The sequence below is a fragment of the Pseudomonas sp. 008 genome (assembly GCF_016861935.1).
GTDB lineage: Bacteria > Pseudomonadota > Gammaproteobacteria > Pseudomonadales > Pseudomonadaceae > Aquipseudomonas.
This window is the reverse complement of the sequence record NZ_BOMA01000023.1, coordinates 1-18,574: the sequence shown is the minus strand read 5'-3', so window position 1 is coordinate 18,574 and position 18,574 is coordinate 1. Positions and strand designations below refer to the sequence as shown.

Genomic DNA, 18,574 nt, shown 5'->3' with positions numbered 1-18,574 from the left:
AACAACAGATTCTCGTGGAGCCTCGCTGATGAAATCCTATGAAGTCAATTTTGACGGTCTAGTGGGGCCGACCCATAACTACGGTGGCCTGTCCTACGGCAACGTCGCCTCCCAGAGCAACAGCCAGCAATCCTCGAACCCGAAGGAAGCTGCGCTGCAAGGTCTGGCGAAAATGAAAGCGCTGATGGATATGGGCTTTCAGCAAGGCGTGCTCGCACCACAGGAGCGCCCTGACGTAGCCGCCCTGCGCCGCTTGGGTTTCAGCGGCACTGACGCGCAAGTGATTGAGCGCGCCGCCAAGGATGCAATGCCGCTGCTGGTTGCCAGTTGCTCGGCATCGAGCATGTGGGTGGCCAACGCCGCCACGGTCAGCCCGAGTGCCGACACCGCCGACGGTCGTGTGCATTTCACCGCCGCTAACCTCAATTGCAAATACCACCGCAGCATCGAGCACCCGACCACCAGTCGCGTGCTGGGCGCGATGTTCGCTGACCAGAAACACTTTGCTCACCACGCCGCGTTGCCGGCCGTGGCGCAGTTCGGTGACGAAGGCGCGGCCAACCACACCCGTTTCTGCCGTGACTACGGTGAAGCCGGCGTCGAGTTTTTCGTGTTCGGTCGTAGCGCGTTCGACACCCGTTATCCGTCCCCGCAGAAGTACCCGGCGCGCCAGACCCTCGAAGCTTCCCAGGCCGTCGCTCGCCTGCATGGCTTGAGCGATGACGGCGTGGTCTACGCCCAGCAGAACCCTTCGGTGATCGATCAGGGCGTGTTCCATAACGACGTGATCGCCGTGGGCAACGGCGAGGTGCTGTTCTATCACGAGGACGCCTTCCTCGACACCGACCAGATGCTCGCTGAGCTGCAAGGTAAACTGGCAAAAGTCGGTGGGAAATTTCAGTCAATCTGCGTACCGCGTTCCGCGGTCACCGTGGAAGACGCCGTTCGTTCCTACCTGTTCAATAGCCAACTGCTGTCGCGTCCTGACGGCTCCATGTTGTTGATCGTGCCGGAAGAATGCCATGGCAACGAACGCGTCTGGCAGTACCTGCAAGGCCTGACCAGCTCTGGCGGCCTGATCCGCGAAGTGAAAGTCTTCGATCTCAAGCAGAGCATGCAGAACGGCGGTGGCCCGGCTTGCCTGCGGTTGCGCGTCGCCCTCAACGAAACCGAACTGGCGGCCGTCAACCAAGGGGTTATCATGACGGCTCCGTTGTACGGCACATTGACCGAGTGGGTCGACAAGCACTACCGCGACCGCATGACCGAAAACGATCTGGCGGACCCGCAATTGTTGCTTGAGTGCCGGACGGCACTGGATGAACTGACGCAAATCCTTAAACTGGGCGCGGTTTATCCATTCCAGATCAATTGATAGCCGGCGCGCTTTGGCTTTTTATATGAATGGCAAGCGCGCCGCTTAATCTCCAGATGAGAGCGTAAATACATGAGCGATACCCTGCAGCTGATCCTTGAAGACACCGACGGCACGCAACTGGAAACTTCCTGCACCCGCGTCGCGGTCATGTGGCAAGGCAAAGAGCTGTGGATCCAGCAGGACGGCCGTGGCCAACTGCTGATCGGCGTGGACGTCGAAGAGGGTGACGCTGAATACGCCAACCTGCTGCTGCGCCCATTGGCGACTAATCTGGTAAGTCTGCAACTGGAGATGGAACCGGCCGATCTCGGTGATGATGAGGACCACGTGCACGGCCCGGATTGCAATCACGACCACTAAGGAAACCGCTCTATGCTCGCCCTCGGCAAACTGCTTGAACTGACCCTCGCCGGCCGCGAACCGGCGGAGAAGACTCAACTGACTGTCGAAGGCGTACGGATGCGCTGGTTGAGCGAAGGTGCGCTGGAAGTCCGGCCACCTGAAGCTCGCGACAATGGCCTGGACCTGCTGCTTTCGGCCGGTATCCATGGCAACGAAACAGCGCCGATCGAGCTGCTCGATCGCCTGTTGCATGACATCGCCCGCGGTGACTTGAAGCCGCGCGCCCGTATTCTGTTCCTGTTCGGCAATCCCGAGGCCATCCGTCGCGGTGAGCGTTTCATCGAGCAGGACGTCAATCGGCTGTTCAACGGCCGTCACGAACAAAGCAGTGGTTCCGAGGCCTTGCGCGCCTGTGAGCTGGAGCGGCTGGCGGCGACGTTCTTCAGCCTGCCGGACCGTAACCGTCTGCACTACGATCTGCACACGGCGATCCGTGGCTCGAAAATCGAGCAGTTCGCCCTGTACCCCTGGAAAGAAGGCCGTCAGCATTCACGCCAGGAGCTGGCTCGCTTGCGCGCCGCCGGCATGGAAGCGGTGCTGTTGCAGAACAAACCCTCCATCGTCTTCAGCTCCTACACCTACGACAAGCTCGATGCCGAGTCCTTCACCCTGGAGCTGGGCAAGGCCCGGCCGTTCGGGCAGAACGAAGGGGTCAATGTCAGCCTGCTGGAAACCCGCCTGAAGCAGATCATCGAAGGCAACGAGCCGCCAATGACCGATGAAGGGCTGGCAGGGTTGCAGTTGTTCAGCGTGGCCCGGGAAGTGATCAAGCACAGCGATAACTTCCGCCTGAACCTGCCGGCGGACATCGAAAACTTTTCGGAATTGAAAGTGGGTTATGTGCTGGCCGAGGATATCGCCAATACCCGCTGGATCATCGAAGAGCAGGGCGCCCGGATCATCTTCCCGAACCCCAGGGTCAAGAACGGCCTGCGCGCCGGCATCCTGATCGTACCGACCACCGACGAAAACCTGGTCTAGGCACAACACCCGTCAAATGTAGGAGCGGGCCTGTGTGGCGAGGGGGCTTGCCCCCGTTGGGTCGCGAAGCGGCCCCCGGTTTGGGTCCAGACAAACCAAGTTATCTGGATTTACGACTGCTTCGCAGCCGAACGGGGGCAAGCCCCCTCGCCACACAAGCCCGCCCCCCACAAGTTTTATCGGTGTTTAGACAGCTACCGCGCGCGGCTCGCTGCGGCGCAATGCGCGAGTCTTGTGCAGCGTATCTGCACACGTCTTCGCCGCTTCCTGACCTTTATGCACGAAATGCTCGAAGAAGAACTTCTGATGTTCTTCACCGGCATGGAAGTGGTGCGGGGTCAAAACCACCGAGAACACTGGCACTTCGGTTTCCAGCTGAACCTGCATCAGGCCGCTGATCACCGACTGGGCGACGAATTCGTGGCGATAGATGCCGCCATCGACCACCAGGCCCGCGGCGACGATGCCGGCATAACGACCGGACTTGGCCAGCAACTTGGCGTGCAGCGGAATTTCAAAGGCGCCACCGACTTCGAAGAAATCGATGTCCGACTCCTGATAACCCTGGGCAATCATTTCAGCGACGAAGCCTTTACGGCTCTGATCGACGATTTCCTTGTGCCAGCAGGCCTGGATGAACGCGACGCGCTCGCCCTGATGGTTTTTGCTTTTGCTATCGATTGCGGTGGGTTGCATGTTCTGACTCCTGTTTGTGTGAAAAACAGGGCGTTATGAATCGAATGGGATTTAAGGGTACGCAGGCACACGTGTCTACGGACGGCGCTTTGGTATGGAACCTGGGCGGCGTCAATCCCGTTCTCTCTTCATCCGGACTATGACCGTCGGCCCCGGGATCACACCGGGTCTGCTGACCTTGCCGCCATCACAGCCATTGCCGTGCCTGTCGCCAAGCGCTCGCGGGCTATGCGCATTGCGCGCAATTACCGCCGGTGGGGAGTTACACCCCGCCCTGAGAACGTTTTGCCGCCAGATTGTTTGGCGGCGAAGCGTTTTTAACACATATTTATGGGGCGTGCATGGCTGCTTTCTGATGATTGCTATCGGGTTTTCCGAAGGTATACAGCGTCTTTTCCTCGTTCAAGGCTTGATTAATTGTCGGCATGACCGCAGTAATTCCTTTCCGAAACGGATTTTTCCCCTGTTTACCGAGGCCAGATTCATGAGCGTTATCGATCTTCGCAGCGACACCGTCACCCAACCAACCGCAGGGATGCTCGACGCGATGGCCAATGCCGCCACCGGTGACGACGTTTATGGCGAAGATCCGACGGTCAATCGTCTGGAAGCCGAGCTGGCAACACGACTGGGTTTTGCCGCGGCGCTGTTTGTTCCAACGGGCACCATGAGCAACCTGCTGGGCTTGATGGCCCACTGCGAGCGCGGTGACGAGTACATTGTCGGTCAGCAGGCCCACACCTATAAGTACGAAGGTGGTGGCGCGGCGGTACTCGGTTCGATCCAGCCGCAGCCGCTGGAAGTGCAAGCCGATGGTTCGCTGGACCTGGCGCAAGTCGCCGCCGCGATCAAACCGGACGACTTCCACTTCGCCCGCACCCGTTTGCTGGCATTGGAAAACACCATGCAGGGCAAGGTGCTGCCGCTGGAGTATCTGGCCCAGGCTCGCCGCTTCACGCGTGAGCATGGCTTGGCGCTGCATTTGGATGGCGCGCGTCTCTACAACGCGGCGGTCAAGCTGGGTGTCGATGCCCGGGAGATCACTCAGCATTTCGATTCGGTGTCGGTCTGTTTGTCCAAAGGCCTGGGTGCGCCGGTCGGTTCGGTGCTGTGCGGCTCGGTCGAGTTGATCGCCAAGGCTCGGCGTTTGCGCAAGATGGTCGGCGGCGGCATGCGCCAGGCCGGGATTCTTGCGGCGGCGGGGCTGTATGCGCTGGATAATAATGTTCAGCGCCTGGCCGACGACCATGCCAACGCACAATGGCTGGCTGAAGGCCTGCGAGCGGCGGGGTATGAGGTCGAGCCGGTGCAGACCAACATGGTTTACGTGAAAATGGGCGACAAGGCCGAAGCGATCAAGGCCTTCGCCGCGACACGCGGGGTCAAGCTCAGCGCTGCCGCTCGTCTGCGAATGGTCACGCACATGGACGTCAGTCGTGCGCAAATCGAGCAGGTCGTCGCTACATTCGTCGAGTTTTCCCGCATCTGATCGCGTTAGCGGTCCAATTGACCGTTTCTATCGTATAAACACGCTGTACCCCGCGCGCAGGGCCGATATAATGCGGCCCTTTGCCGTCGCTTCGTCTGTTGACGTTTCGCACAGGCCTTTGGCCGCAGCCTCCGTGGAAGAACCTAATGAAAAGCGCAGAAATCCGTGAAGCCTTCCTTCGCTTCTTCGAAGAGCAAGGCCACACCCGTGTAGCCTCCAGCTCTTTGATTCCGGGCAACGACCCAACCCTGCTGTTCACTAACGCGGGGATGAACCAGTTCAAGGACTGCTTCCTGGGCCAGGAAAAGCGCGCGTACACCCGCGCCGTCAGCAGCCAGAAATGCGTGCGTGCCGGCGGCAAGCACAACGACCTGGAAAACGTCGGTTATACCGCCCGTCACCACACCTTCTTCGAAATGCTGGGTAACTTCAGCTTCGGTGATTATTTCAAGCGTGACGCCATTACCTTTGCCTGGACGTTCCTGACCTCCGACAAATGGCTGAACCTGCCGAAAGAAAAACTCTGGGTGACCGTCTACTCCAGCGATGACGAGGCCTACGACATCTGGACCAAAGAAGTCGGTGTACCGGCCGAGCGCATGGTTCGCATCGGCGACAACAAGGGCGCGCCGTACGCGTCCGACAACTTCTGGACCATGGGCGATACCGGCCCGTGCGGTCCTTGCACCGAGATTTTCTACGATCACGGCGCCGATATCTGGGGTGGCCCACCGGGCTCGCCGGAAGAAGACGGCGACCGTTACATCGAAATCTGGAACAACGTGTTCATGCAGTTCAACCGCACCGCCGATGGCGTGTTGCACCCGTTGCCCGCCCCGTCGGTGGACACCGGCATGGGTCTTGAGCGGATCAGTGCCGTGCTGCAGCACGTTCACTCGAACTATGAAATCGACCTGTTCCAGAGCCTGCTGAGCGCATCGGCCAAGGCCATCGGTTGCACCAACGACAATCAGGCTTCCCTGAAAGTCGTGGCTGACCACATCCGTTCCTGCGGCTTCCTGATTGCCGACGGCGTGCTGCCGTCCAACGAAGGCCGTGGTTATGTGTTGCGCCGGATCATTCGCCGCGCTTGCCGTCACGGTAACAAACTGGGCGCCAAGGGCAGCTTCTTCTACCAGATCGTTGCGGCCCTGGTCGCCGAGATGGGCGAAGCGTTCCCTGAGCTGAAATCCCAGCAGGCGCACATCGAGCGCGTGCTGAAGGCCGAAGAAGAGCAATTCGCCAAGACTCTGGAGCAGGGCCTGAAGATCCTCGAGCAGGATCTGGCCGAACTCAAAGGCGACGTGGTGCCAGGCGACGTGGTGTTCAAGCTTTACGACACCTACGGTTTCCCGATGGACCTGACCGGCGACATCGCCCGTGAGCGCAGCCTGACCATCGACGAAGCAGGCTTCGAGCGCGAAATGGAAGCCCAGCGCGTGCGTGCCCGCTCCGCCAGCTCCTTCGGCATGGACTACAACAGCCTGGTCAAGGTTGATGTGGCCACCGAGTTCACCGGTTACACCGCTCACAGCGGTTCCGCCAAAATCGTTGCTCTCTATAAAGAAGGGCAATCGGTTGACGTACTGAGCGAAGGCGAAGAGGGCGTGGTCGTTCTCGATCAGACGCCGTTCTATGCCGAGTCCGGTGGTCAGATTGGTGATTGCGGCTTCCTTCAGGCTGGCGCTGCGCGTTTCGACGTGCGCGACACCACCAAGACCGGCGGTGCGTTCCTGCACCACGGTGTGCTGGATTCGGGCAGCCTGATCGTAGGTGCTCCGGTGGAGACTCATGTCGATGCCGAAGTGCGCCATGCGACGTCGCTGAACCACTCGGCAACTCACTTGTTGCACGCCGCATTGCGTCAGGTGCTGGGCGAGCACGTTCAGCAGAAAGGCTCGTTGGTCGACAGTCAGCGTCTACGCTTTGACTTCAGCCACTTCGAAGCGATCAAGCCTGAGCAGTTGAAGGCGCTGGAAGACATCGTCAACGCCGAGATTCGCAAGAACTCCGAAGTTGAAACCGAAGAAACCGACATCGAAACCGCCAAGCAGAAAGGCGCCATGGCGCTGTTCGGCGAGAAGTACGGCGACAGCGTACGTGTGCTGAGCATGGGCGATTTCTCCGTTGAGCTGTGCGGCGGTATTCACGCCACCCGTACTGGCGACATCGGTCTGCTGAAAATCATCAGCGAAGGCGGTGTGGCTTCGGGTGTGCGTCGTATCGAGGCAGTCACCGGTGCCGCGGCACTGGCCTACTTGAATGCTGCAGAAGAACAACTCAAGGAAGCGGCCAACCTGGTCAAGGGCAGCCGCGATAACCTGATCGACAAGCTGTCGGCTGTGCTGGAGCGCAACCGTCTGCTGGAGAAGCAACTCGAGCAGTTGCAGGCCAAGGCGGCCAGCGCGGCGGGCGACGATCTGTCGGCCTCTGCCCTGGACGTCAAAGGCGTGAAAGTGCTGGCCGTGCGTCTGGACGGTCAGGACGGCAAGGCGCTGCTGGCGCTGGTCGATCAACTGAAAAACAAACTCGGCCGCGCAGTGATCCTGCTCGGCAGTGTCCATGAGGAAAAGGTCGTTCTGGTTGCAGGCGTGACCAAAGACCTGACTGGCCAACTCAAAGCCGGTGATTTGATGAAGCAGGCTGCTGCGGCAGTGGGCGGGAAGGGCGGTGGTCGTCCAGACATGGCGCAGGGCGGTGGTACTGACGCTGGCGCACTGGATGCCGCATTGGCCCTGACTGTTCCATTTGTAGAGCAGGGTTTATAAGGCAGTGTGCCTGGCCCGCGGTCTAGTGGCGGGCCAGAACGCTGTTTGAGTGATTATTGGGCGCCCTTCATGGGCAGAGGCGGCTTTGAAATGGCTTTGATCGTACAGAAATTTGGAGGCACCTCAGTCGGCACTGTCGAGAGAATCGAGCAGGTCGCCGACAAGGTTAAGAAATTCCGCGATGCGGGCGATGACCTGGTGGTTGTGCTGTCTGCAATGAGCGGCGAAACCAACCGTCTGATCGATCTGGCCAAGCAAATCAGTGGCGACGGCCAACCGGTTCCGCGTGAACTGGATGTGATCGTTTCCACCGGTGAGCAGGTGACGATTGCACTGTTGGCCATGGCGCTGATCAAGCGTGGCGTGCCAGCGGTGTCGTACACCGGCAACCAGGTACGGATTCTGACGGATAGCGCGCACAATAAAGCGCGTATCTTGCAGATTGATGACCAGAAGATTCGCGGTGACCTGAAGGCCGGTCGTGTGGTGGTTGTCGCCGGTTTCCAGGGCGTCGACGAGCACGGCAATATCACCACGCTCGGTCGTGGTGGTTCCGACACCACTGGCGTGGCACTGGCGGCAGCCCTGAAGGCTGACGAATGCCAGATCTACACCGACGTCGACGGCGTCTACACCACCGACCCGCGTGTGGTGTCCGTGGCTCAGCGTCTGGACAAGATCACCTTCGAAGAGATGCTGGAAATGGCCAGCCTCGGTTCCAAGGTGTTGCAGATCCGTGCGGTCGAGTTCGCCGGCAAGTACAACGTTCCGCTGCGCGTACTGCACAGCTTCAAGGAGGGTCCGGGCACCCTCATTACTATTGATGAAGAGGAAACCATGGAACAGCCGATCATTTCCGGCATCGCTTTCAACCGCGATGAAGCCAAGCTGACCATCCGTGGCGTGCCAGACACCCCGGGCGTGGCGTTCAAGATTCTCGGCCCGATCAGTGCCGCGAACATCGAAGTCGACATGATCGTGCAGAACGTTGCGCACGATAACACCACCGACTTCACCTTCACCGTACACCGCAACGACTACCAGGCGGCGCAATCGGTGCTGGAAAACACCGCTCGCGAGATCGGTGCCCGTGAAGTCGTTGGCGACACCAAGATTGCCAAGGTCTCGATCGTTGGCGTCGGCATGCGCTCCCACGCAGGCGTGGCCAGCCGCATGTTCGAATCCCTGGCGAAAGAAAGCATCAACATCCAGATGATCTCGACTTCGGAAATCAAGGTGTCCGTGGTGATCGAAGAGAAGTACCTGGAACTGGCTGTGCGCGCCCTGCACACAGCTTTTGAACTGGACGCGCCGGCCCGACAGGGCGAGTAATGCGTTTCCCCCGAAGGGCGCGGTCTGACCGCGCCCTTCGCTTTTTTGAATGGTGCGTACCAAAACTGTTCTTTTGCTCGCGCTAGTCAATACTCAGGCATGTAGGGCTGCGACCTTTTCGGTTGTAGGTCGAATGCCTTTTTTTTGCAGACTGTTGTCCCTGAAATGAAATGCGTGAGGAGAAAGGTATGCTGATTCTGACTCGTCGGTGCGCAGAAAGCCTGATTATTGGTGATGGCGAAATCACCGTGACCGTGCTCGGCGTTAAAGGAAATCAAGTGCGTATTGGTGTCAACGCCCCGAAAGAGGTGGCTGTGCACCGTGAGGAAATTTACCTGCGTATCAAGAAAGAGAAGGACGAAGAACCAAGCCATTAATTTTTATCGTTTTTTATGTTTGCAAACGGGGATAAAGCTGGTTAATATACGCCCCGTGTTGCGGAGAGCTGGCCGAGTGGCCGAAGGCGCTCCCCTGCTAAGGGAGTACACCTCAAAAGGGTGTCGGGGGTTCGAATCCCCCGTTCTCCGCCATTATTTGTTTAGTACGTTGTAATCTGGCTTCTTCGGTAAGTTGTTGAAATTACTAGAAAAAGTGCTTTACAAAAAGATTTAACGGCCTATAATGCGCGGCAACAAATGCACTCGTAGCTCAGCTGGATAGAGTACTCGGCTACGAACCGAGCGGTCACAGGTTCGAATCCTGTCGAGTGCACCATTTAAGAGTTGTTTGCAGTAATGTGAGTAACTTGGCTTCAACCAGTTGTGATCTGGTATAAAAACACAAATGCACTCGTAGCTCAGCTGGATAGAGTACTCGGCTACGAACCGAGCGGTCACAGGTTCGAATCCTGTCGAGTGCACCAAACACCAAAAAGCCCGCGTTTAACGCGGGCTTTTTGCCGTCTGCGATTTGGCTTTTCCTTTGGTACAACCTTTCTCATCGAACTCGATGTGAGCACTGCGCCCTCGCTTGTTGTCGTAGCGGTAGCTCATGGCTGAATTGCGAGTGCTGATTTTGTCTGGCTTGCCGAGAGCGCTTTCGACGTCCTGCTGACTCATGCCGGCAACCACTCTCTGATTGATGATCGCGATGCGGCGTTCCTTTGCGCTGAGCTGATTTCCACATTTGTCCTCGGACTGACCAACGACCGTCGGCTCTCTCCTTGGTTTTTTCATACTTGATGTTTCGCGAACCTCGGCTTCTGGTATCAGGGCTGTCGTGCTGCCAGGCAAAAACGTGCGTACTTCCTGAAGCGAAAGGCTTTCTCCGGTCGTACAGCTCAAGGTCGTGAAGGTGATGCGTCCGTCAGGGGCTTCACACCGGTGGATGGTCGTAGCAAACGCCCAGGGCGGCAGGCAGAGCAGGGCGGCAAGTAAAAGATAATCAGCATTCCATGGCATTCGACGTCCTCCTTGACGGTCCTTATCAAGAGTAGCCGCTGCATTTTTCGACTAGGGTGTGTTTTCTTTTCAGGATGAGTCGTCGCAGTTCCATGGATCAGGACAGCGCTCAGGTTTGTCTCGCAAGCGCTTGTTTCAGCCGCGATTTTTTCACGTTTAAAACCGTCAGGCGGTGTTATCATTGCGCCCGTCAGCCCCGCCGGGGCTTGTGGAATACCTCCATGGACTTACCCAGTAGTTACTCAGTACCCCGTTTTTACAATCATGAATTGACTGATTGATCCTTCCGGCGTGCCCCGCTGCTGGGAGTGGAGTTCGCCTATGTCTGAAGTTGAAGTAAAGAAAACGCAGGAAAGCTTGCAGGACCGCCTTGCTCAAGTCGTTGAGCTGCTGCAGCGCCAGCGGGTGGTCGAAGACCTGACTCATCGCCAGGAAGGTCCGCATCACGACCGGGTCGAGAACCTGGTTCACCGGCAAAACCTCGTCGAGTTGCAACGCAAGCTCGATGATCTGCACTCCGCCGACGTTGCCTACATCCTTGAAGCCTTGCCACTGGACGATCGTCTGACCGTCTGGCAATTGGTCAAGGCCGACCGCGACGGCGACATTCTGCTCGAAGTATCCGATTCGGTTCGTGAAACCCTGATCGCCGACATGGACGATCACGAGCTCCTGGCGGCGGCCAAGGACATGGATGCCGACGAACTTGCTGACCTGGCCTCCGAGCTGCCGCGAGACGTCGTCCACGAGCTGATGGAAACCCTCGATGCTCAACAGCGTGAGCGCGTCCGCTCCGCGTTGTCCTATGACGAGGAGCAGGTCGGTGCGCTGATGGACTTCGAGATGGTGACCATCCGTGAGGATGTCAGTCTTGAAGTGGTGTTGCGTTACCTGCGTCGTCTCAAAGAATTGCCAAGCCATACCGACAAACTGTTCGTGGTCGATTACGACGGCGTGCTCAAGGGCGTGTTGCCGATCAAGCGCCTTTTGGTCAACGACCCGGATAAACAGGTCTCGGAAGTAATGGCCAGCGATCCGGTGAGTTTTCATCCGGACGAAGACGCCTACGAGGCCGCTCAGGCGTTCGAGCGTTACGACTTGATCTCGGCCCCGGTGGTCGACAAGAACGGCAAGCTGATCGGTCGTCTGACCATCGATGAAATGGTCGACCTGATTCGTGAAGAGAGCGAAAACGAAGTTCTCAACATGGCGGGTCTGCGCGAAGAAGAAGATATTTTTGCGTCAGTCTGGAAGTCCCTGCGCAACCGTTGGGCCTGGCTGGCGATAAACCTGATCACCGCGTTCGTTGCATCACGGGTGATCGGCCTGTTCGAGGGCTCTATCGAGAAGCTGGTAGCGCTCGCGGCATTGATGCCGATCGTGGCGGGTATCGGCGGCAACTCGGGTAACCAGACGATCACCATGATCGTTCGGGCTATGGCGCTGGACCAGGTCAGTACCGGCAATACGTCGAGGTTGATGCGCAAGGAGTTGGCGGTCGCCTTGATCAATGGCGTGGTCTGGGGTGGGGTGATTGGTGTGGTGTCCTACCTGCTTTATGGCAGTTGGTCCCTGGGCGTGGTGATGACCGCCGCCATGACGCTTAACCTGTTGCTTGCGGCATTGATGGGTGTGTTGATTCCGATGACCCTGGCGCGGCTTGGGCGCGACCCGGCAATGGGCGCGAGTGTGATGATCACTGCCATGACCGACAGTGGTGGCTTTTTCATCTTCCTCGGGCTGGCGACGATTTTTCTGCTCTGACGTTCTACCTCAAAAGAACCCGCCCAATCGGCGGGTTTTTTTTGGGGCCGAATTTCAGGCAAAAAAAAGCCAGCAATTACGCTGGCTTGAACTTTCGGGATGAATCAGGAAGCGTCTGCAGCCATTTCGGCGTCATGGGCGATCAGCGAAACCAGAGCGTTCTGCTGGCGGTGGGAGAGTTGGCGGAAGCGTTGCAGCAGTTCGCGTTCGTGCAATGACAGCTCGGGGCTGTCCAGGCGCATGCTCAATTCTTCGCCCAACGCGCCTTCCTGAATAAGACTCTGCTCAAGGCGCGCGATGATCTCGGAATTCATGCTGCGATGATGATTGCGAGCCACCTCGGCAATGCGTTCACGCATTCCGTCTGGCAGACGTACGACGAACTTGTCAGCCGTACGGCTGGAATAAATTGCCTGTTTCAATGGGCGCATATATTTAACCGGTTAGTTCAGGGGAGCGGTTCTCGGGATAGGCCGCAGGATGTCAGATAGGACAAGCACTCCGGCCAAATGTTCAACCTGAATTGATAGAGGCGCGCATCATGCCTCAAATTAGCCAGATCATTGGCGTCAATTCTGTGACAAATATTGATCTGGGTAAAGGCTTAATGCCAGCACCTATTATCAGAAATGCGGACTGGTTTGAAAACATTCCATGAGTCCGTATCGCTGACCGCGTCCTCTTGCCCGACAGGTGATGCCCGAAGACGCCTGAAGGTGCATGCTATGCGGATTCGATCCTTGTTCCTTACCTTAACAGGATAGTGGCAAATGGCCGATTTACTAGGGCAGACGGACGGTATGGGATGATTTCAGGATGGATGGCAGGCTGATTTATTTAATGGGGCCTTCGGGATCCGGCAAGGACAGCCTCATCGAAGCCGCTCGCGGGCCATTGCGGGTACGCAATTGTGAAGTCGTGCGGCGGGTTATTACGCGCTCGGCTGAGTCCGTCGGCGAAGACGCCATTGAGGTGTCCCGCGAAGAGTTCGAGCGACGCAGAAACAAAGGGGATTTCGCGCTTTCGTGGCAGGCCAATGGGCTGGATTACGGTATTCCTGTGCGTATAGACCAGTGGCTCAAGGACGGGCGCGATGTGCTGATCAATGCTTCGCGCGGCCACCTGACAGAAGCGCAACAGCGCTATCCCACGCTGTTGCCGGTGCTGTTGACGGTCAAGGATGACGTTCTGCGAGAGCGCCTGCTACGGCGGGGGCGTGAAAGCCCGGCAGAAATTGAAGCGAGACTGCGCCGCAATGCGCTGTTCACGGCTGACGATACAATCGGTGATACGCAGATCCGTCGACTCGATAACTCCGGCGACCTTACGGTCACCGTTGCCGGTCTTCTGGAGTTGCTGAGCGTCAGCGCAGAACCGGATCGAACTTGATCTTGCGCCCGGCGATCAGCGCCAGCACGAACAGCGCACTGAACACGCCGCAGGCAATCAGGGGCAGGGTGACGATCGTGTCCTGGACTAATGACAGATGAAAGATGCCACTCAGTAGAGCGAGGATGAGAAACCCTGCGGCTGATTTGGACATGCTGTGCTCCTGATGAGGTGGTTCAAAATACCAAGCGTTCAAAAGACTGCGTGCGCGGTTGAAGACTCTCCTGGCTCACCTCTTGGCTGACAAAACTGCGTTGATCGCTCGTGACTGCCCATTGAGGCGCTTTTTGCAGCTGCAGGTAATGGGGCGTGCGTTGGGCAACCATCGCAGCGTCGTTTTCGGGAAAGAACTGAAAACCCAACAGAACCGCCAGGGCGACTGCATTCGCGACTAAAAGAGCGCTGTTCATGGGGCTGATCTCCTTCGTTCTTTGAGAACAGTCGAAGCAGCCCGCATGCCAAAAGTTTAACGGCTATTAAATTCTTTAAAAACAACGATTTAAGATATTTTCACCAAGGGCCGGCATTGCATTTTGCAATGATGGCATTTTGCGGTGATGCAATTTGCACGGTAAACAAAGCCACGCTACCGTGGGGCGTCTGCCTACACTTAAAAAGCCCTACGGACGACATGACAAAAGCGGGCCTGCCCGTTAACATGCACGCCGTCCATCGCCGCGCATTCCTTGCGCGCGACTTGTGTCTCAGTAGCTCAATTGGATAGAGCATCCCCCTCCTAAGGGGAAGGTTGGCAGTTCGAACCTGCCCTGGGACACCATATATTTGAAAGCCCCACACAGAGTGATCTGGTGGGGCTTTTTTTGTGGCTATCTATCGATGGATAAGCTGACTAAAAATTTTCAGCCCCACCTTCGGTCTTGCCAATTGATGTGCTCACTCGTGTGATATGTCGACGGCCGTTGACCGAATAACTGCGTTCCTGATCTTCAGATTCCGGTTTGCGCAACGTCAGTAGTGCAAACAGCCCGTCCTTGGCGCCGTAGCTTCCGTACCAATTGATCAGCCTTGCGATGAAGCACTCGTTGCCGATGACCACCGGCATATCGGCGACGGGTTCGACTGCGTAGTAACTCGCTCCGAAGCTGTAATAGTCATCACTGTCTTTTACTGAAGGAGGAATGGGGCAGATCGGGGTTTTCTGTTGACCAGTTTCCAGGGCTTCATCTGCATTCACTTTGATCAAGGCTTTCGCGAGTACCTTTTGCAGGGCTGGCTCCAGTTCGAAAGCGGTGGTTCCGTCCTCCAGATATTGAGTGTGGGGCACTGTCAGTTGATAGCCGTAGCGAACGGTCAGTGTAGGCACTTTGTTATTGATCTTCAGGGGATTGAGAAGAAAGACCTGGTCAACGCCGTAGCTACCGTTTCGGTAGGCGACGTACATTTTTCCGCGAGCCTTGATCCAGTTCACGGATTGGTTGGCGCCGCGTTCATTGGTATAGAAAAGTGAGTCGGATTCATGGGCTGGCCCCGATGTCCTGCTGATGAACCGACCTTCACTGCGACGGTAGGTTTGCGTGTAACTGAACATCCCGGTGCCGCCGGAATAGGTTTCAACGATGAGGTCACGCTGTCCGTCGCCATCCATATCCATCAGCGTGTATGAGGTCTGCCCGGACTCAGCGGCGTCGCTGATGTCGGACGCTTTCAGTGCCTTCCATTCGTCCTTTGTAACATCTTGGGGAATGGTCTTGGGAAAGAGGGATTGCTCATCTTCACCCGAGTCGCCAGGGAATGACGTTGTGCTGCTGTCGAACGCCATGGAGTCGAGTGCTCGCTCCAGTGCAAATTCCGGATTGTCCTTGCTCAGGTCCTGGATGCGTTGTTGCAAATCCTCCATCACCTGTTTATCGACATCGTCGGGTTGATAGGCAACGACGTCGACCCATTGCACGTGCAATGCCAGCAAGCGTTCGCGATAGTGTTGGTCCAAGCAGGCGACGTCTTCGACGCATTCATTGCGCACTTTCAACCACTGGCGCTGGGATCTCTTCAGTTCAACCTGCGCCGGCGAAGCGGCGTTCATCAGCGTTCGATAGACCGACCCCATTTGCGTATCCAGCTCATACAGTCCTTTGTTCGCGCAAATTGTATTTTCGACAGCGTTTGCCGCTTTTGTGCAGTCCATTCCGGTCGCCAGTGCGTGCTGGAAAAACAGCAGTGCGCAGGCAGATACGATGTAGCGTCCTTTGATGTACACGATGAAATCCTTTTCCAGGGTAGTGCACATTAAACTACGCAACCCAGAGGTTCATCTAACGCGTTGCATTCTCCGGTGAATCAAATGGTCAGGGGCAGTGTGAGCGAAGGAGTTGAGTAGCCGGATAATGGTTCGACCTTCCCTGGTCTCCAGCATTATCAACTGCTCAACTCCCGCCCACGATCACGCCGTCAGTGTATGGTCCGTATCCCCGAACCAGGTGCGCACCAGATCTGGCCCAGGCGTACCCGTGTGGTCAAGCACCGCCACGTCGACGAAGTTCTTGCCATTACTTGCGCCATCGGTATCCACCTTCACGGTGATGTCGGTGCCGGTCTGCACCACTTGGACAAAGTCCGACACCTGGCTGGTGCCGGCGACAAAGTTGGCCTTGAGCAGCGCAGAGAGGTCGATTTTGTCCCCTTCGGCGTAGTTGTAGTCGAGGATATGGTCGCCGCCTTCATTCACGTTGAAGTAGGCAAACACGTCGGCGCCCGCGCCACCGCTGAGCGTGTCTGCGCCTTCACGGCCTACGATGATGTCGTTGCCGTCGCCGCCACTGATCGTGTCTGCGAGCATGGTGCCCACCAGCGTGCCGCTGGATTCTCCGTGGTAACTGACTTGAGTGCCGGCCGCGCCGCCGTCGGTGACCTGGAAGTCTTCCGCCGAGTAATGCCCCAGCAGGTTCACCTCGGCCCGATGCACGCCGTCGTCCACTGTCAGCAGGCCGCCGGCGCCAGAGGCGCTGGCGTTATAGCTGAGCTGGGTGTTGGCGCCGAAAGCGAGATTGCCGAACGTCAGCATGTCATCGCTCTCAAGGCCGAGGATGCCGGACAGCGAGCCCGCCGTTTCGGCCTGGGCGATCACCAGCGTGCCCGCGCCTTCGCCGTGGAAGGCGACGGACCCGTGTGCAGCACCGGAGAAGGTCAGGGTCGCGTTACCGTCGATGGTCGCGCTGCCATCGCCGGTCACGTCGGCCAGCAGGCGCAGGTCGCCACCATTGGCCCACAGGTGGCCGGTGTTTTCGACCGTACTGGCCACCGTCATGCCGCCTGGGCCCGTGGACTCCAGCACCCCGCTGTTGGTGATGGTGTGGGTGCCGGTGTCGAGCACCAGGCTGTTCAGCCCGCTGGCCATGATCAGCCCCGCATTGATCAGCACCATCTGCCCGGCACCCAACTGGCCGGCGCCGGAAATGCGGTTGTCGATATTGGTCAGCACGGTGTCGGCGCTGCCGCCGAAAATCACGTTTTGCGCGTTGTCGGATAGCAGCACCTGGCCGCCACCGGTCAAGGTCGCGCCACGGAACAGAACCTCAAGGCTGGTTGCGCTGCCGGCGGAGCCGAGCTCGATGGTGCCGCTGTTATGGATGCTGCCACCGAACGGCATGATCGCGCCGTCGGCAATGGTGAGGGTCCCGCTGTTGTTGGTGAGTGGGTCGACATCGAACTGGAAGTTCGCTTCGCTCAAGTCCGCTGCATCGACACCTTTGAGAGTGACCGTCTGGCCAGTGCTGATGCTGACCAGTGCATTGCCGTTGGCGTCGTTAGTGATACTCAAGTCTGCAAAGCCGTTGACGCCCGTGAAGCCAATCAAGTCGATCTTGTCCGCTGCGGCATCGAAATTGTAGATCTGGTTGTTGCCGATCGGCTGGGCGAAGACGAAGGTGTCGGCACCAGACGAACCGGTCAGATTGTCATCAGCGGACAAGGCGAAGATCGGCGCGCCTGGGGCATAGACTTCGACGTTGTTGAACACGTAGGCACTGGCGGTGCTGCCGTCGCTGTTGCTCCAGCTCATGTTGACATCAAGCACCAACGCTCCCACGAAGTCGCTTGGGGCTGTCACGGTTAATGCGCCGAGATCGCTGGTCTGTACGGTCCAGGTGCCGTCGCCATTGTCGGTTCCTGCATTGAACACCCATCCCGAAGGAACACCGCTGATGGCCACCGTCACCGGGCCGCTAATATCCGCCAATGGAGCGTAGAGGGCTAGGTTGATGGGTTCGCCGGCAACGCCTGCCGGAAGGTTTGCACTGCTCCCGGCAGCACCAGGATTACCCGCCAGGTCGGTGTAGCTGTTCGCGGCAACGTCGACTTTTATGCTACCGCCCTGCGTTCTGGTCAGCGTCGCTGTGAAGGTATCGCCGTCAACCTGGGTAAAATTACTGAAGGTTCCGCGGGGCGTTCCACTCGTGGTCGTCACCGAGACGTCAGCAAGGCTGAAACCGCTCACCGTCTCACTGAACTGGAATGTGACCGTCGACGTTGAACCGACCGAACTCCCTAAGGCCGTCCCCGTCACTGCCACCGTCGGCGGCACGGTATCAACTGGCGTCTCAACGACGTTCTGCACGTTTACCGTAATGGTCTGCGTGTCGACTCCGCCATTGCCGTCGGCCACCTGAACGTCCACAACATACGCATTGTCGCCGGCAGTCCCACCGACATCCTGGGGATTCTCGTAGTCGGGCGCCGAATTGAACGTCAGCACCCCGCTCGAACTGATCGAGAATTTGCTGAAGTCTGTCCCGGCCGTATTCAGGATCGAGTAGCTCAGCGTCTGCGCTGGTAGATCGGCATCGGTCGCCACCACTGTCGTGACCGCCGTGGTGTTCTCCGCCACGCTGACCGAAGCCGTCGCACCACCACCGTTGGAGGTGATAATCGGGCTATTGTCGTTGACGCCCGTCACGGTTACCGCAATCGCCTGGTCGTCAAACAGCGTGCCGTCTGACGCTCGCACAATCACGTCATA

16 protein-coding genes, 4 tRNA genes and 1 riboswitch are annotated in these 18,574 nt (G+C 57.9%); of the genes, 13 read left to right on the top strand and 7 right to left on the bottom strand.

Features of this window, described 5'->3' with window-relative positions; genetic code table 11:
• The first annotated feature begins 28 nt into the window (after positions 1-28).
• The 3 genes from astB to astE all read left to right on the top strand — a co-directional run bounded on the left by astB (position 29) and on the right by astE (position 2,761).
• On the top strand, positions 29-1,375 hold the full coding sequence (gene astB, locus JUI81_RS30360; RefSeq protein ID WP_204125586.1) for an N-succinylarginine dihydrolase: 1,347 nt from the start codon (positions 29-31) through the stop codon (positions 1,373-1,375).
• A 72-nt stretch (positions 1,376-1,447) separates the two neighbouring features.
• On the top strand, positions 1,448-1,738 hold the full coding sequence (locus JUI81_RS30355; RefSeq protein WP_018926388.1) for a hypothetical protein: 291 nt from the start codon (positions 1,448-1,450) through the stop codon (positions 1,736-1,738).
• Between the two features lie 12 nt (positions 1,739-1,750).
• Complete coding sequence (astE, locus tag JUI81_RS30350) at positions 1,751-2,761, top strand: succinylglutamate desuccinylase (RefSeq protein WP_019582887.1); 1,011 nt, start codon at positions 1,751-1,753, stop codon at positions 2,759-2,761.
• A gap of 186 nt (positions 2,762-2,947) precedes the next feature.
• Here astE and JUI81_RS30345 read toward each other — a convergent pair whose 3' ends face one another.
• Positions 2,948-3,457 carry a 6,7-dimethyl-8-ribityllumazine synthase gene (locus JUI81_RS30345; RefSeq protein WP_019582888.1) on the bottom strand — a complete coding sequence of 170 codons (510 nt, stop codon included), beginning with the start codon at positions 3,455-3,457 and terminating at the stop codon, positions 2,948-2,950.
• Positions 3,458-3,572: 115 nt separating this feature from the next.
• Positions 3,573-3,743: riboswitch (FMN riboswitch) on the bottom strand.
• A gap of 198 nt (positions 3,744-3,941) precedes the next feature.
• On the opposite strand from JUI81_RS30345, the gene ltaE reads away from it, so the two are divergent.
• The 7 genes from ltaE (at position 3,942) to JUI81_RS30310 (ending at position 9,908) form a co-directional block, all read left to right on the top strand.
• Complete coding sequence (gene ltaE, locus JUI81_RS30340; protein ID WP_028939368.1) at positions 3,942-4,946, top strand: low-specificity L-threonine aldolase; 1,005 nt, start codon at positions 3,942-3,944, stop codon at positions 4,944-4,946.
• Between the two features lie 146 nt (positions 4,947-5,092).
• Entirely contained in the window at positions 5,093-7,714 is a 2,622-nt protein-coding gene (gene alaS / locus JUI81_RS30335) for an alanine--tRNA ligase (protein WP_204125585.1), read from the top strand.
• A 90-nt stretch (positions 7,715-7,804) separates the two neighbouring features.
• Complete coding sequence (locus JUI81_RS30330) at positions 7,805-9,046, top strand: aspartate kinase (protein WP_007934911.1); 1,242 nt, start codon at positions 7,805-7,807, stop codon at positions 9,044-9,046.
• A gap of 188 nt (positions 9,047-9,234) precedes the next feature.
• Positions 9,235-9,423, top strand: coding sequence for a carbon storage regulator CsrA (gene csrA, locus JUI81_RS30325; RefSeq protein WP_002554426.1), 189 nt, complete (start codon positions 9,235-9,237; stop codon positions 9,421-9,423).
• 62 nt (positions 9,424-9,485) lie between these two features.
• Positions 9,486-9,576, top strand: a tRNA-Ser gene (locus JUI81_RS30320).
• 107 nt (positions 9,577-9,683) lie between these two features.
• A tRNA-Arg gene (locus tag JUI81_RS30315) sits at positions 9,684-9,760 on the top strand.
• Between the two features lie 71 nt (positions 9,761-9,831).
• Positions 9,832-9,908, top strand: a tRNA-Arg gene (locus JUI81_RS30310).
• Positions 9,909-9,927: 19 nt separating this feature from the next.
• On the opposite strand, the gene JUI81_RS30305 is transcribed toward JUI81_RS30310, so the two are convergent.
• Positions 9,928-10,446: a hypothetical protein gene (locus JUI81_RS30305; RefSeq protein ID WP_019582891.1), complete on the bottom strand. Its 519-nt coding sequence runs from the start codon at positions 10,444-10,446 to the stop codon at positions 9,928-9,930.
• Positions 10,447-10,767: 321 nt separating this feature from the next.
• Between JUI81_RS30305 and mgtE the strand changes: the two genes are divergently transcribed.
• On the top strand, positions 10,768-12,210 hold the full coding sequence (gene mgtE, locus JUI81_RS30300; protein WP_018926381.1) for a magnesium transporter: 1,443 nt from the start codon (positions 10,768-10,770) through the stop codon (positions 12,208-12,210).
• Positions 12,211-12,314: 104 nt separating this feature from the next.
• On the opposite strand, the gene JUI81_RS30295 is transcribed toward mgtE, so the two are convergent.
• The gene (locus JUI81_RS30295; RefSeq protein ID WP_003178899.1) at positions 12,315-12,641 is read right to left on the bottom strand and encodes an Arc family DNA-binding protein; all 327 of its coding nucleotides are present in this window, start codon (positions 12,639-12,641) and stop codon (positions 12,315-12,317) included.
• A gap of 385 nt (positions 12,642-13,026) precedes the next feature.
• Here JUI81_RS30295 and phnN point away from each other — a divergent pair, with 385 nt between their 5' ends.
• On the top strand, positions 13,027-13,599 hold the full coding sequence (gene phnN / locus JUI81_RS30290) for a phosphonate metabolism protein/1,5-bisphosphokinase (PRPP-forming) PhnN (RefSeq protein WP_019582892.1): 573 nt from the start codon (positions 13,027-13,029) through the stop codon (positions 13,597-13,599).
• Here phnN and JUI81_RS30285 read toward each other — a convergent pair.
• Positions 13,574-13,753 (bottom strand): PA3371 family protein, encoded by a 180-nt coding sequence (locus tag JUI81_RS30285; RefSeq protein ID WP_019582893.1) that lies wholly within the window; start codon positions 13,751-13,753, stop codon positions 13,574-13,576. The genes phnN and JUI81_RS30285 overlap by 26 nt on opposite strands.
• A 22-nt stretch (positions 13,754-13,775) precedes the next feature.
• Entirely contained in the window at positions 13,776-14,009 is a 234-nt protein-coding gene (locus JUI81_RS30280) for a hypothetical protein (protein WP_007934920.1), read from the bottom strand.
• A 291-nt stretch (positions 14,010-14,300) separates the two neighbouring features.
• On the opposite strand from JUI81_RS30280, the gene JUI81_RS30275 reads away from it, so the two are divergent.
• Positions 14,301-14,377: transfer RNA gene (locus tag JUI81_RS30275), tRNA-Arg, on the top strand.
• A 72-nt stretch (positions 14,378-14,449) separates the two neighbouring features.
• On the opposite strand, the gene JUI81_RS30270 is transcribed toward JUI81_RS30275, so the two are convergent.
• On the bottom strand, positions 14,450-15,817 hold the full coding sequence (locus JUI81_RS30270; protein WP_239077742.1) for a lysozyme inhibitor LprI family protein: 1,368 nt from the start codon (positions 15,815-15,817) through the stop codon (positions 14,450-14,452).
• Between the two features lie 183 nt (positions 15,818-16,000).
• Positions 16,001-18,574 (bottom strand): Ig-like domain-containing protein (locus JUI81_RS30265; RefSeq protein ID WP_204125583.1); only part of this gene is annotated, 2,574 nt, incomplete at its 5' end.

Bases quoted from the DNA above. Each gene is read 5' to 3' on its own strand.
- astB (WP_204125586.1), top strand. From the start codon at position 29: ATGAAATCCTATGAAGTCAATTTTGACGGTCTAGTGGGGCCGACCCAT.
- JUI81_RS30355 (WP_018926388.1), top strand. From the start codon at position 1,448: ATGAGCGATACCCTGCAGCTGATCCTTGAAGACACCGACGGCACGCAA.
- astE (WP_019582887.1), top strand. From the start codon at position 1,751: ATGCTCGCCCTCGGCAAACTGCTTGAACTGACCCTCGCCGGCCGCGAA.
- JUI81_RS30345 (WP_019582888.1), bottom strand. From the start codon at position 3,457: ATGCAACCCACCGCAATCGATAGCAAAAGCAAAAACCATCAGGGCGAG.
- ltaE (WP_028939368.1), top strand. From the start codon at position 3,942: ATGAGCGTTATCGATCTTCGCAGCGACACCGTCACCCAACCAACCGCA.
- alaS (WP_204125585.1), top strand. From the start codon at position 5,093: ATGAAAAGCGCAGAAATCCGTGAAGCCTTCCTTCGCTTCTTCGAAGAG.
- JUI81_RS30330 (WP_007934911.1), top strand. From the start codon at position 7,805: ATGGCTTTGATCGTACAGAAATTTGGAGGCACCTCAGTCGGCACTGTC.
- csrA (WP_002554426.1), top strand. From the start codon at position 9,235: ATGCTGATTCTGACTCGTCGGTGCGCAGAAAGCCTGATTATTGGTGAT.
- JUI81_RS30305 (WP_019582891.1), bottom strand. From the start codon at position 10,446: ATGCCATGGAATGCTGATTATCTTTTACTTGCCGCCCTGCTCTGCCTG.
- mgtE (WP_018926381.1), top strand. From the start codon at position 10,768: ATGTCTGAAGTTGAAGTAAAGAAAACGCAGGAAAGCTTGCAGGACCGC.
- JUI81_RS30295 (WP_003178899.1), bottom strand. From the start codon at position 12,641: ATGCGCCCATTGAAACAGGCAATTTATTCCAGCCGTACGGCTGACAAG.
- phnN (WP_019582892.1), top strand. From the start codon at position 13,027: ATGGATGGCAGGCTGATTTATTTAATGGGGCCTTCGGGATCCGGCAAG.
- JUI81_RS30285 (WP_019582893.1), bottom strand. From the start codon at position 13,753: ATGTCCAAATCAGCCGCAGGGTTTCTCATCCTCGCTCTACTGAGTGGC.
- JUI81_RS30280 (WP_007934920.1), bottom strand. From the start codon at position 14,009: ATGAACAGCGCTCTTTTAGTCGCGAATGCAGTCGCCCTGGCGGTTCTG.